Source organism: Pseudonocardia sp. 73-21 (assembly GCF_001899645.1).
Classification (GTDB): domain Bacteria; phylum Actinomycetota; class Actinomycetes; order Mycobacteriales; family Pseudonocardiaceae; genus Pseudonocardia.
This window is the reverse complement of the sequence record NZ_MKVV01000053.1, coordinates 78,455-91,375: the sequence shown is the minus strand read 5'-3', so window position 1 is coordinate 91,375 and position 12,921 is coordinate 78,455. Positions and strand designations below refer to the sequence as shown.

Genomic DNA, 12,921 nt, shown 5'->3' with positions numbered 1-12,921 from the left:
GGGTTTCGGCGAGGTACTGCTCGACGCGCCCCTGTTGCGGGCCGGTCGTTGTACCGCGCGTGACGTCACGCCCGCCGCAGTCGCGATCGACGACGCCGGCGGCCCGCTGGACAGCGGCGAGCGGGCGGCGTTGCGGTCGCTGCGGCAGGTCGTGGCCCGGGACCGGGTCGCCGCGGCGGTCGTCGCGAGCCGGGACGGTGCCGATCACCGCGCGCTGCACGCGGCGCTGGCGGAGCTGAGCGCAAGCCAGCGCGGCACCTGGCGGGCCGTCACCGCCGACGCGGCCGTGGCCGCCGACCCGCGCCGGGCCCTGGACCACGCCGAGGGATGGCTGGCCCACGGCTCGCCGCGACGCTCCGGGCAGCGCACGGTCGCGCGGCTGGTGACGGGCCTGCTCGGCGGTCACACCGAGCAGCGTCCGGTGACCGAACTGCTCGCCGAACACGGCGTCGACGAGCTCACCCCGGCCGACGTGACGTTCGCGGTCGCCGCGCTCGTCGCCGACGCCGCCGACGCGTTGCGCCGGGAGCGCCGATGACCGCCGACGTACTCCTTCCCGAGGAGGCGGCTTCGTGATCGCCCGCCACGACTACACGGTCGCGTTCCGGGCCTTGACCCCGGTGCACGTCGGCGCGGCCGGCGCCGACGCCGTCACCGACCTCCCGCTGGCCACCGACGGGCAGGGCCGGCTGGTGATCCCGGGAAGCTCGTGGGCCGGGGTGCTGCGGGCGCTGTCGCGCGCCTGGCTGCCCGGCCACGTCGATGACCTGTTCGGTCCCGAGCCCGGGGCCGAGGACGGGCGAGCCGGGCACCTGGTGATCGACGACTCTGCGCTGGGTCCGGACGTCGAGATCCAGGCCCGGACCGGGGTCGGGATCGACCGGCGGCGCGCAGCCGCGGCCACGCGGCTGCTGTACGAGCGGATGGTGCTGGCCGCGGGCACCGAGGTGCTGCTGCAGCTGCGGTACGAGGGCCCGGCTCCGGAGCCGGCCCGTCAGCTGGTCGCACTGGTCCGCGCACTCGGATTGCGCATCGGCGGCGCGAGCGGGCGGGGCCTGGGCCGGCTGGAGTGCGTATCCGCCACCGTCCGCGAGATCGATCTCGACAACCGCGCGAGCCTGCTGCGCGCGCTGCGCGGCGACGGCGCACCGACCGACGTCACCGCTGCCGTGGGCGCGACCAGCCCGCTGGTGCGGATCGAGGTGAGCTGGACCGCACGGCGACCGGTCATCGTCGCGACCGGGTCGCCCGGCGAGTCCGTCGACGTGGTGCCGTCGCTGACCCGTTCGGCCACCGGAACCGGGCTCGTTCCGGTACTGCCCGGGTCGTCGATCAGGGGCGTGCTGCGCAGCACGGCGGAGATGGTGCTGCGCACGGTCCTGCCGCTCGACCCGCCCGCCGATGACTCGGTGGCCATCGGTGACCTGCGCGAATGGGCACCGGCGTTCGAGATCCTGTTCGGTTCCGTCGACCGGGCCGGGGCGTTGACGGTCCCCGACGTCGGCGCTCTGGCCGATCCAGTTGCTCCGCAGGCGTGGCGGAGTTACCTGCGCACCGGGGCGGCCGCCGCCGGTTGGCACCGTGAGCGGACGCACGTGGCCCTGGACCGCTGGACCGGCGGCGCCGCCGAGCACCGGCTGTTCACCGTCGGCGAGACACCGGGCGTCGCCTGGGCTCCGATCGTGCTCGAACTGGACGTGGCCAGGATTCCGGCCGAGCGCACCAGGGCGGTGGTGGTGCTGCTCGGCACGGCGCTCGCGCTGATGCGCGACGGCCACATCGGGTTCGGCCGCGGCACCACCCGGGGGCTGGGTGAGATCGTGGTCGGCCGGGTACGGCTCACCGGCGGCGAGACGCTCGGCCTGCCCGACCTCGACACCGAAGACGCCCTCTGGCCGTGGCTGCGTGCCGTGGCGGGCGGCGCTCGACTGGAGGAGCTGATGATGACATGACCGCGGACCTGTGGTGGACCGTGCGGGAGGGACCTGCGATGCTCGGCGCTGCGGTCGCGGAAGCCGCGGAGCTGCTGGGCGGGCGGGCCGTCGGTCTGCTCAGCACCCCCGAGCGGCACCTCGTCGTCCGGCTCGACGGCGACACCCCCGTGACACCGGAGGGGACCGCTGACTGGTCTGGCGTGTTCTCGGCTCGGCTGTTCGGGCCGGACGCCGAACTGCGCTGGCTGCATCGCCGCGCGGGCCTGGGCGATGCAGTCGTCGTGGCCGAGGCGGCGGCGCCGCTGCCCGGCTGGCGAGCCGAACGGGCCGAGGTCGAGGAGACGCTGGACGGCACGTACGCCCTGTGGGGTCAGCGGTTCACCCAGCACCCGGACGCCGCCGGCTGGTGCCGGGCCCGCGAGGGACGCCTCGGCCACCTCGACGTGCCGGTATGGGGACCGCTGCCCGAACCGCCGACCGGAGAACACGGCTGGCCGCCCGAGCACCTCGCGCTGGTCCACCGCGAGTACGTGGGTTTCGATGAGCACGGCAACGCCGCGGTTGTCGACGAACGCCTGCTCGGAATCCGGGTCGCCGGATCGACCTCGGCGCGGGATCGCTGATGGCGTTCTTCAACCCGTACACGTTCGTGCCGGCACCGCCGCGCGGGCCCCGTGGCGACGCGCTGCCCGACGGGCTGCGCGACGGCCCCCCGGACGGACACCATCGCTGGCACGCGGGGCGGTGGACCGGTCGGATCGAGGTGACGATGCGGGTGATCACGCCGCTGCTGGTGATGCGCACCGACAGGGAGAATCCGGCCGGGCACCGCCACCTGCAGGTGGCGACCTGTGACGACGGCCGGGTCGATCTCGCTCCGACCCAGATCAAGGGCATGATGCGGGCGGCGTTCGAGGCTGCCACCTGTTCGCGGTTCGGGGTGTTCGAGCACCACCGGCCGTTGGGTTACCGGACGGCGGCCGACGGCACCGAGCTGCGACCGGCGCTGGTCCGCGACGGGCTGGTGGTGCTGCCGGGACCGCTGCGGGCCGGCGGCGTCGACCGTCCGGCGACCTTCCCGGTCACCGCCTGGGGCGAGACCGCGGGCGGTGGCCGCACCTGGCTGCTGGCCGGGTTCGCCCACGGCGACGAGATCGACGCGGTGGTCGATGCGGCGACCTGGTCGGTACTGGGCGTCCACCAGCCGGACAACGCCCCCGCCCCGGCGACCGGGCAGCACGTCGTCCGCGGCCTGCTGCACGCCACCGGCCCGACGATCCGGGCGAAACGGGCCGAACGACTCGTCGTCACCTCGGTCGTGTCCAGCGGCCCGAACACGGAGCCGCTGACCCAGCGCGAGAGCCGCACCATCCGTGGTGACGACGCGGAAGCCCTGGTCATCGGCCTGCGCGAGCTGATCGCCGACCAGCGGGCGGTACATGTTTCCGCACGGTCGGACGAGATCTCCGGGCGCGGCGTCCCGCCCTGGGAGTACCTCGGCCACGAACCCGGCCGCACGGCCTGGTCGCGGCACCTCTACGACGTGGGCACCGGTCCGGCGCCCACCTGGGTCGGACCGGACACCGTCCTGCCGCCGACCGGCGATCGCACCGTCACATGTTGGACGGAGGTCCGCCGCACGCGACTGCGCCCGGTCATGATCAGCAGGCTGACGTATGCCGACCCGCCGGACCGTCTGCTCGACGCGTCCCTGCACCCCGCGGACCGCCTCGATCAGCTGTCCGCAGCCGACCGGGTGTTCGGCTGGACCCGGGGGCGCCGGAAAGGCGGGCCGGATCCCCAGGGGCCCGAGGCACACCGCGGCCAGCTGCGGGTCACCGAGCTGATCAGCCCCGCGGCGTGCGACGCCGTCGAGGAGATCGCCGAGCTGACACTGGATCCGCTCTCGACACCCAAGCCGTCGCAGGGCCGGTTCTACCTCGGCGCCGGCGACGGCGGCCCGATGGGCTCCGGGGTGCGCCGCGAGGGCTTCTTCGATGCCGCCTCGCAGGCCCTGCTCGGGCGAAAGGTCTACCCGCATCATCGCGAACTCGAGGGGGTGGACAGCGACGAGATCCGTGCGAAGCGGCGGTACCGCCCGGCTGTCGAGAACGGCCAGCCGCGACCGCTCCAGGACAAGCAGAACGTCACGCTGCACGAGTGGGTGCGCCCCCACAGCGAGTTCCGGTTCACCCTCCGGGTGACCAACCTGCACCCGATGGAGCTCGGCGCCCTGCTGTGGCTGCTCGACCCGCTGCGGTGCGGGCGGCCGGACCGTCCGGCCCGACACCGGCTGGGGATGGGCCGCCCGCTGGGCTTCGGCGCCGTCGAGCTGACGGCGACCGCCGTCGACCTCTGCGACGGCGAGGCGATGTCCACCTTCCTCGACACCCTCGGTGCCACCGTTCCCGTCAAGATCGATCCGTCCGAGCTCGCCGGCGAGTTCGAGGCCGGGATGCGCGGACGTGGCTTCGGCGAGGTGCTCGACGTGCTGCGCGCCGCCCTCGTCGGCTACCCCAAGGCTGACCGGGGCGTTCCGACGCCGGTCCGCTACCCGCGCAACGGCACCTCGCCGATCTACGAGTGGTACGTGCAGAACGAGAAGGACGCCGTGGGCGGGGACGCGCAGGTGCTGCGCCGTCGCGGACGGGGAGACCGGCTGACGGAGAACCGGTGACCCGCATGATCACGACCGGAACAGATCGTTTCCGGAACGGGCCGGAACTCATGATCGCTCGCAACCGCATCCGTGCTGGTCACGAGGCCGTGCAGGCAGCAGGGCGAAGTAGTGTTGATCATCAAAGATCCACTACACCAGGCTACTCGCAACGATCTTCATCGTTGCTGGTCACAGGTTCGCCCGACGGGGTAGGGTCCCTACGAGTAGCCCGACTAACAGGGCATAGAAACATGGTGACGCAGAATCCGTCCATGATGACCCTGGGGTCCCTACGAGTAGCCCGACTAACAGGGCATAGAAACCCAAATACTAGCGGCCTTCACGGCCCCCGAGTCCCTACGAGTAGCCCGACTAACAGGGCATAGAAACGTCGGCGACCGTTACCAGTGCCCAGTAGGCGATGTCCCTACGAGTAGCCCGACTAACAGGGCATAGAAACGAACAGATCACCGTAGCAGCGGCCAGGAGCACCGCGAGGTCGCTACGAGTAGCCCGACTAACAGGGCATAGAAACCTTGAAGATCATCAGGCTGCATCGCTCGAGGTGAGTCGCTACGAGTAGCCCGACGAACAGAGCACAAGAACATTCAGCACAACGTTTCGATGTCGTCGCCTGGGAAGGTCAGGAAAAGGTGCGGCTGAGGCGGCCCAACGCCCGGCATCCGACGACAGTGGCGCTGTCGGAGTCGCGCACCGCGTCGTCGGGGAACAGGAGATCGTCGCGGTCCGGGCAGGCCTCCACCACCAGCCGTGAAACGACCAGCCACACCCCGTCCTCGGGAGCAGGCAGATCGTGCACCCCTCCGTCGAGCACGGTCTCGGTGAGCGGCACCGGGCCGAGTGGGGTGTCGAGGCAGCCGAGCACCGTGCGCCGCAACGGCAGGCGCGGGCTGGGCAGCTCCGCCGGCAGCCGCACCCGGCCGCCTGCGAGCCAGAGGTCGAGGGCGTGCGGGGTGAGGTTGCGCAGCCGCGCCTGGCCGAAGGTCACGCGGCGAGATCCTGCCGGACCACCGCGGCGACGGTCGCCGCGACGGTGCCTACGAACGCGGCGTTGGCCGGAGACAGCGGGCCGGCCACGGTGATCACCTCCGCGCACTCGACACGGACCAGCCGCGGCACGAGCCCGCTCGGCCGGGGCAGGAACGCGACCGGCTCGGGGAGCGCCATCAGCCGCCGGCCGGGGCGCAGGCTCGACAACGGCAGCAGCACGACACCGGCTGCGCGCGCGACGACCACGGCCGGGCGGATCTTGAAGCCGGCGCGATCGGCGAACTCCACGCGTACCCACACGACCGTGCCCGGGAGCAACGCGCTGCGCACGACCGGGGCACCGGAGCGCACCGCGCGCAGGCGGCGGACGCTGGCGCGATAGGCGCGGTGGGCGCTGTCGCGTTCGGCGGGGGACGGCGTCCGACCGGTCGGGACGGTGAGCTGAGCGGTGTGGCGGGTACGGCGTGGCATCTGAGCTCCTCGGGCGGCGGGATAGACGCCGTGGCCTGACGGACACGCGGTGCGGCAGGATGCCTTGCGTGCTCACCGTGGTGCATGTGGTCGGCGAATCCGACACCGGCCAGACCGACCAGCGCCAGGACCGGCTCGTGGCCCGCAGGGAGCGGCTGCAGCGCTGGGAACAGCAACTGCTCGTCGCCGACACCGCCGCGCAGGCCACCCTGCTGTGCACCGGACAGCTGATCGACGAACCACAGCGGCCCCACGCCCGCACGCCGCTCGCCGCGGTCGCCGCGTCGCTCGAGGCCGAGCGGGAGGACTTGGCGCTCGTGCTGCTCGGCACGACCGCCTCACGCAGCGTCGCGACGGCGCCGATCGGCGCGGCACTCGCCGCCGGGCTCGCCCGCGTCCCGACCGCGTTCGGGCCGCGCGTGACGTCGATGCGGATGCTGACCGCGACCACCTTCGCCGAGGACGAGATCGCCGGGCTGGTCCGGGACGCGCTGCGCGACCCCGTACGGGCACCGGGCCGCGTCGTGATGAGCTGGGGCTCGGCGTCGACGAGCCTGTCGCTGGCGGTCGCCGCCGGGATCGTCGAGGCGGGCGAGCCGCTGTGGTTGCGGGCCAGCAAGACCGGGACCGACGTCAGCCTCGCCCCACCCACATCGGTCGCGCCGCTCGTGCCGTGGTTGCTGAGGCTGGGCTATCCCGACCAGGTCCGAGCCCTCGCGAGCCACGGCCGGCTGCACCCGCCGCCGGACCGGGACCTGCTCGACCACGCCGCGTCGGTGGCGGAACGGCTGGACCGGATCGCGCGCGGCCAGGGTGGGGCCGCCGACCTGGCCGAGTGGGTGCGCGCGGACCTGCGGAGGCTCGACGAGACGGCGGGCATGGCCGTGCGAGCCTGGATCGAGGCCGAGTACCGGGCCCGCCGCACCGCGGACGAGACAGGCATCGACCTGCTGGACACGGTGCGCGGCGACCATCCCGGGCGGATCATCACGCTCGGCGGCGTGTTGAACGTCCTGCAGGGTCAGCGCCGGACCGCCACCGGCGAGGTGCGGGCCGCTCTGGACGCGCCGTCCGGCCGATGGCTGCTGGACCGCGAGACCTCGATGCTCAACCAGGAGGCCGGCGACAGTGCCCACCGGGCGCGGCCGCTCTCACCCGAGATCATCGAGATCCTCGGGCGGCGGTTGCCACCTGAACCGGGCCCGCGCCCGGCTGCGCTGCCCGAGCTCGGACTGCCCAGTGGCGAGGTCGCGGTCATCTGGACTGCCGGCGTCGCCGGCCACGAGCCCTACTCGCAGACCCTGTTCTCCCGGCCGGCCGGGCCGGTGTTGCTGCGCCAGTCCGGCCTGCCCGCCGACGGTCGTCCGGCCCTGTCGTGCCTGGTGCTGGGCACGGCCGGGGATGGCGGCAGCCTGGCCGTCGCACGCGACCAGGCCGCCGGCGTGCTCGAGGGCGGCCCTCACCACGGTGCGGTACGGGGTCACGCGGTGCCGGTCGAGGGCCTGTCGGTGCCGGCGGCCGAGTCCGCGGTCACTGCCGCTCTGGCCCGCCACGCACCGGATGTGGACGCCGTCGTGGTCGTCCCGATCGGCGCCAAGGAACTCGCGCTGGGAGCTCTGGTCGCGGCTCTGCGGCACGGCCAGTCCCGCGCGTTGCCGGTGCTGCTGGCTGGCACCGACCGGGACGCATCGGAGCCGACCTACCACCGCGTCGTGCCCTACCTGATGGCCGACCGGGTGTTGACCGAGCTGGCGAGCAGGGCGTTGCGCCGGCTGGAGCTGGGCACCGCGGCTCGGCTGTGCGCGATCGGATCGCCCGAGGTGAGCAGCGTCGTGCCGGAACTGGACGACCTGCGCGCGCGTCTGTGGCGACCGGACTCCCGCGGGTTGCGCGGACGCCTGCGGCTGTGTGCGGCACGGCTCCGGCCGGCCCCTGGGGTGACGGTCCGGGAGCCGGATCGGGTTCGGCTGATGCAGATCGCAGGCGAGCTCGCCTCGTGGACGTCCGAACGTGGCCGCCGGCCCGAGGTGGCGCGCCTGATCCAGGTGCGCCACCTGCTGGTCACCACGCACGGCCGCCCGGACGGGCAGATCTCGGTGGCTGCCGCGATCAGCACCGTCACCGGGTCGATGCCGCCCCCGTCCGCGCCGGACCTGATCGAACAGGCCGCGACGCACTGCCCGGCCTACCCACAGGACGGTCTAATCAACCGGTACCGGTGGATCGAGAACGCGCTCGCCGAGGCGGACGTGGGCGCGTCGGTACGGCGCGCCGTCGGCCTTGACAACACGCCCGCCGGTTAGGCACACTCTCCGACCGCAGCACACAGCGCCTCGGCGCCGGCCCGCCACGTCGGGCCACACACGCGGCCACGGTCGCGAGGAAGCCGCTCCGCGGCAACCCCGGGCACGCCCCCCTTCCTTGGTGGCGGCGGCCCGGCGAGCCTCGCGAGGTTCCCGTGCCGCAGCCTCTGCTTCACCGCGTCCCGTCCTTCACCGACCCCGAGATCGTCGCGGCGGTGTGGGCGGGCATCCGCCCCGCACGCGACTACTCCCACCGCGCGGCCGGTGCCGACCGCTGCCCGGCGGGCGCCCGGGCGGCCCTGCGCATGCTCGGGGGTGCGCGCGTACCGCTGGCCTGCGAGCCCTGCTACGACCTGCTCGTCGACGTGCTCCTGCACATCGGTGCCTCGGAGCGTCTCCGATCGGCCGACAACCCCGGCGGCTACGCCCGCCGCAGCGCCGAGCACTTCGTCACCGACCGGCTGCGCGCCGAGAACGCCAGCCTGTACGGCGTGGCGAAGCCCGATCGCCGTGACGGCACCGTCGGCGCGGTCCGCGCCGCGCTGCTCGACGGCGGCTCGCCACTGGAGCCGTCCTGGGCCTCCGAGCTGCTGACACTGGTACTGAGCGCCGCAGCCGCCCGCGCCCCTCTCGGCGCCCTGGGCTGGCCCTACGACGCGTTCGCCGCGGCCAAGGGCCGGCACTACGGCCGCGCCGACGTGCTGCGTCGCGAGGTGATCGCCGACGTCGCCGCCGTGCTCGACGCCGTCGACCGCATCGCGGGCACGCAGTGGCGCGACGCCTACATCGACGCGCCGATGCGGGCGCGGCGTGCCCGCTACTCCGAGCTGCGCGTCGGCGAGCCGTGGCCGGGGAGTGACCGGCTCATCGACCCGGCCGCTCCCGCGACCGCACCCGGCCAGGAGGGCGAGCTGCGCGCCGCGTTCTGGGACGGAATGGCTGATCATGGCCCGGTCCAGGCGGCCCGGCTCGTGAGCGGCACCGCGACCGCGACGGCGGCGACCCTGCGCGGCGCCGCGGTGGGGTGGCTGCTCGATCTGCTGGCCCTGCCCGGGCTGCCGGTCACCCGCCCCTACGACGCGGTGGACGTGCGCGCCGCGGTCGCGCACGTCTGCGGACCGGAGGCGGCCGGGCGGCTGCCCGCGCCGTTCGTCGCGACCCTGGTCGCCCGGTCCGCCGCACTCGACGCGGTGCTGGCCCGGAGCGCGGACCGCGCCCGGGCGGCGTAGCGCGTCCGTCAGTCGCCCGCACACCCCACCGGAGGAGACCACCGTGCCCGACCGCTCGATCGCCCGCCCCTACCGCCCTCTGCTCTACGGCCCCGTCGCGTGGTTCTTCGACATCCGCGCGGCCTGCGCCGACGCCCGGGCCGGGATCCCCGCCGCCGAGTACATCGACGCGGGACCCGTCCTCACCCCAACCGTGCAGCAGCGGGCCCAGACCCTCGCCGACCGGGCGGAGCGCGAGTTCCTGCAGGTCCAGGCGGACACGGCGCCGATGCGCGAGCGCCAGGCCCAGCTGCGCTCGCGCATCGAGGACCTGAAGGAACTCGTGGAGGAGCAGCGGTCGGTGCTGGTCGGGCTGCCCGAGCGGCTGCCCGAGGCCGACCTGGAACGGCGCAGCGCCGGCGAGGTGGACACGCCGGTCGAGGGCGTGCGGACCCGCCGCACGCGGGAACACGACGGCCGCCGGCGCGCGGTGTCCGACCGGCTCGGAGCCCTGCGGGGCGACCTCGCCGCGGCGCTGGCCGAGCTGGCCCGCCTCGACGAGGCCGTGCGCGGCCGCGAGGAGCGCGGCGCCATCCGTGCCCGGCGGCTGCACGCCTACACGCTGCGCCGGATCGCCTCCTACGAGTCGCGGCTGGTCCGCCGGCACCCGGCTGGACGCCGCCTCGCCGGGCGGCTGGTCGTCGTCCGCCCGGCCGTGCCCGGCTGGGCGCAGCTGCCCGCGGCCGACGAGCGTGCCCTCACCCCGATCGAGGGGGCCCGCCCGTGACCGCGTTCCGCATCCGCCTCGACCGGCTGCGGCCGGTCCCCTTCGGCGTGCCGATGGCGACCAGCTTCGTCGAGGCGCAGCGGCGCGTCGAACAGATCGTCGCCGGGCTGCTGCCGGGAGCCGTCGACGAGGTGAGCGGCGGCGTCCTCGACCCGCTCATCGCGTCCTGGGCCGCGGACTGGCTCGCCCGCATCGATACCGAGCACGCCGACCACGCCGGCACCGTCGAGAGCCTGCACGGCGCGGCGCGCGAAAAGGTCGCCGCCGCGGCCGCCGACCACGACGACGCCCACCGGGCCCTGCAGATCGCCCGGGCCGACCACCTGGCCGCCCGCGCCCGCCTCGCGGGCGACCCCGCCACCCCCTGAACCGAGGAGCCCACCGTGTCCGATCCCCGACCCGCCGACCGACCCGCCGCGAGCTTCGCCGACCCGGTGCTGCTGCCCGGGCGCGGCCTCGCGGAGCTGGTGCCCTGGGCGCTGCAGGCGCTCGCCCTGCTCGGCGACCTCGCCGCGTTCTACACCGTGCTCGCGCTGCTGTTCCGGACGTCGCCGGTGACGCTGCTCGCCATCGCCGCCGGGTTCGCCGCGATCGCGGTGTCGGTCGCGCACGCCGCCGGGGTGTTGTGGGCGCGGTGGCGCTGCCGCGACCCGCGGGCCAGCCGGGTGCTGCTCGGCCTGGCGCTGGCCGGTTGGCTGCTGCTCGGCCTGGTCGCGTTCGTCGCGCGGGCCGAGGCGCCCCGCGCCTCGGCGTCGTCCGGGTTCGGATCCTCGACCGGCCACGTCACGACCGACCTCATCACCGCGGCGGTGTTCATCGGGCTGTACCTGGCCTCCGGCCTCGGGGCGGTCGTCGCCGCGTACCTGCAGCACAACCCGCTGCACACCGGGCTGCGGCGCGCGGCGACCGTACTGCGGGCGGCCGTGCGGCGGGAGGCCGCCGCCCGCGCCCGGCTCGCCCGCGCCGTCGCCGTGCTCGAGCAGCACGACCGGGAGCGCGAGCGCGAGCTGGCCCGCCGGGACTCGGCGCGGAGCATCGTGCTGGCCCGGATGGCCGAGCTGCAAAACCACGCCCGGCTGCTGATCGCGATCGGCAAGCAGGACCCCGGCCACACCGACGGCGTCACCGGCAGCGGCCCTGTCCCCGAGCTGCCACTACCGGCCCGCGCCCTTCCCGAGGGCCCGCGTCGCGAGATCTCCCTGACCAAGAGCACCCGTCGCGAGAACAGCTGAGGAGCGCCCCGACCATGTCTCGCACCCTGCCCCGCCTTCTGTCCCTCCTCGTCGCCATGGTGCTGCTCGCCGCCTGCGGCGGCGGCGCCGCGGAACCGCCCGCCGCCACCGACCCGGCAGCGATGCCGGGCTGCCCGCCGACGTCCGGCGCGCTGGCGCTGGCGGTCGGCGGCCACGCGAACGGCCCAGCACCCGCCCTTCCCCCCGACGTCGAGGGCATGCTCGCCGCCGCCGTCGCGGTGCCCGCCGGACAGCCGGGACCGCCGATCAGCCTGATCGAGATCGACGGGCGTCCGATGGCCGTCGTGTCCGGCCAGGTGTTCCGCTCCGACGCCGGGAACGACGACGCGCTCGCCGCCGACCGCGCCCAGTTCTCCGCCGATGTCGCCGACGCGGTGGCCCGGACGACGGCGACCACCGCCGAGGTCGACGATCTGGCGGGCCTCGACATGGCTGCGCGGGCGGTGCACGCGACCGGCCCGACCGGCACGGTGGTGCTCATCGACCCCGGCCTGTCGACGGTGGCCCCGCTGGACTTCCGCCGACCCGGGCTCCTGGCCGCCGACCCGGCCGACGTCGTGGCGTTCCTGCACGCCCACCACGCGCTGCCCGACCTGCACGGCCTCGTCGTGCGGGGCTACGGCATCGGCGATACCGCGCCGCCGCAGCCGCCACTCCCGCTCGCCCAGCAGGCCCAGCTGCGCGCGCTGTGGTCGGCAGTGCTCACCGCGTCGGGCGCGGCCTGCGTCACGATCAGCTCGTGGCCGCACAACGGCGCCGCCGGGTCCGGGCTGCCTCCGGTCGGCCTGGTGCCGCTGCCGTCGCCGCCGGTGATCGACCTCGGCTCGGGGGTCCCGACCGTGCTGGCCGACGATTCGGCGGTCGGCTTCCTGCCCGGTCGCGACGTACTGCGCGACCCGCAGGGCGCGGCGGACCTGCTGACCCCGGTCGCGACCTGGCTCGCCGGCGATCCCGCCCGCACGGTCACGCTGACCGGAACCACGGCGCGGTGGGGCGACGACGCGGGGCAGCTCGACCTCTCGCTTCGCCGCGCCCGGGCGGTCGCATCGGTCCTGGTGTCCCTGGGTGCCCCCGCCGACCGCATCCACACCACCGGCCTGGGCAGCCATTTCCCCGGCTACCGGCCCGACAACGGTCCGGCGGGGCCGCTGCTTCCCGAGCCGGCCGCGCACAACCGCAGCGTCATCCTCACCCCGTCCGGATCGTGAACGGGCCGGACGCACGTGCGGAGGCCGAGCTGCGACGCGATCGGCGGATCGGTCGGCGATGCCTTGCCGCGCTGGGCCCCGCCGACG

The 12,921-nt window shown here is 74.7% G+C and carries 12 protein-coding genes and 1 CRISPR repeat array; of the genes, 10 read left to right on the top strand and 2 right to left on the bottom strand.

Annotated features, from left to right (window positions below; translation table 11 throughout):
* The 4 genes from BGP03_RS17170 to BGP03_RS17155 all read left to right on the top strand — a co-directional run.
* The coding region (locus BGP03_RS17170; RefSeq protein ID WP_299736723.1) for a hypothetical protein at positions 1–538 on the top strand (538 nt) is incomplete at its 5' end.
* A 34-nt stretch (positions 539–572) separates the two neighbouring features.
* Positions 573–1,952: an RAMP superfamily CRISPR-associated protein gene (locus BGP03_RS17165; RefSeq protein ID WP_298800718.1), complete on the top strand. Its 1,380-nt coding sequence runs from the start codon at positions 573–575 to the stop codon at positions 1,950–1,952.
* Positions 1,949–2,557 carry a CRISPR-associated protein Csx19 gene (csx19, locus tag BGP03_RS17160; protein ID WP_298800717.1) on the top strand — a complete coding sequence of 203 codons (609 nt, stop codon included), beginning with the start codon at positions 1,949–1,951 and terminating at the stop codon, positions 2,555–2,557. The genes BGP03_RS17165 and csx19 overlap by 4 nt, the downstream gene beginning before the upstream one ends.
* Positions 2,557–4,611, top strand: coding sequence for an RAMP superfamily CRISPR-associated protein (locus BGP03_RS17155; protein WP_298800716.1), 2,055 nt, complete (start codon positions 2,557–2,559; stop codon positions 4,609–4,611). The genes csx19 and BGP03_RS17155 overlap by 1 nt, the downstream gene beginning before the upstream one ends.
* Positions 4,612–4,807: 196 nt before the next feature.
* A CRISPR array of direct repeats spans positions 4,808–5,199; the repeat unit is 33 nt; unit sequence CTACGAGTAGCCCGACTAACAGGGCATAGAAAC.
* A 37-nt stretch (positions 5,200–5,236) separates the two neighbouring features.
* Here the strand turns inward: BGP03_RS17155 and BGP03_RS17150 are convergent.
* On the bottom strand, positions 5,237–5,602 hold the full coding sequence (locus BGP03_RS17150) for a hypothetical protein (RefSeq protein WP_298800715.1): 366 nt from the start codon (positions 5,600–5,602) through the stop codon (positions 5,237–5,239).
* The gene (locus BGP03_RS17145) at positions 5,599–6,075 is read right to left on the bottom strand and encodes a hypothetical protein (RefSeq protein ID WP_298800714.1); all 477 of its coding nucleotides are present in this window, start codon (positions 6,073–6,075) and stop codon (positions 5,599–5,601) included. The genes BGP03_RS17150 and BGP03_RS17145 overlap by 4 nt, the downstream gene beginning before the upstream one ends.
* A gap of 68 nt (positions 6,076–6,143) precedes the next feature.
* On the opposite strand from BGP03_RS17145, the gene BGP03_RS17140 reads away from it, so the two are divergent.
* The 6 genes from BGP03_RS17140 (at position 6,144) to BGP03_RS17115 (ending at position 12,834) form a co-directional block, all read left to right on the top strand.
* Entirely contained in the window at positions 6,144–8,378 is a 2,235-nt protein-coding gene (locus BGP03_RS17140) for a hypothetical protein (RefSeq protein ID WP_298800713.1), read from the top strand.
* A 155-nt stretch (positions 8,379–8,533) separates the two neighbouring features.
* Positions 8,534–9,607 carry a hypothetical protein gene (locus BGP03_RS17135; RefSeq protein ID WP_298800712.1) on the top strand — a complete coding sequence of 358 codons (1,074 nt, stop codon included), beginning with the start codon at positions 8,534–8,536 and terminating at the stop codon, positions 9,605–9,607.
* 43 nt (positions 9,608–9,650) lie between these two features.
* On the top strand, positions 9,651–10,373 hold the full coding sequence (locus BGP03_RS17130; RefSeq protein ID WP_298800711.1) for a hypothetical protein: 723 nt from the start codon (positions 9,651–9,653) through the stop codon (positions 10,371–10,373).
* A complete protein-coding gene (locus BGP03_RS17125; RefSeq protein WP_298800710.1) occupies positions 10,370–10,741 on the top strand; it encodes a hypothetical protein in 372 nt (123 codons plus the stop codon). The genes BGP03_RS17130 and BGP03_RS17125 overlap by 4 nt, the downstream gene beginning before the upstream one ends.
* Before the next feature lie 15 nt (positions 10,742–10,756).
* Positions 10,757–11,605, top strand: a complete 849-nt coding sequence (locus BGP03_RS17120) for a hypothetical protein (protein ID WP_298800709.1) — start codon at positions 10,757–10,759, stop codon at positions 11,603–11,605.
* A gap of 14 nt (positions 11,606–11,619) precedes the next feature.
* On the top strand, positions 11,620–12,834 hold the full coding sequence (locus BGP03_RS17115) for an OmpA family protein (RefSeq protein WP_299736718.1): 1,215 nt from the start codon (positions 11,620–11,622) through the stop codon (positions 12,832–12,834).
* The last annotated feature ends 87 nt before the right edge of the window (positions 12,835–12,921 follow it).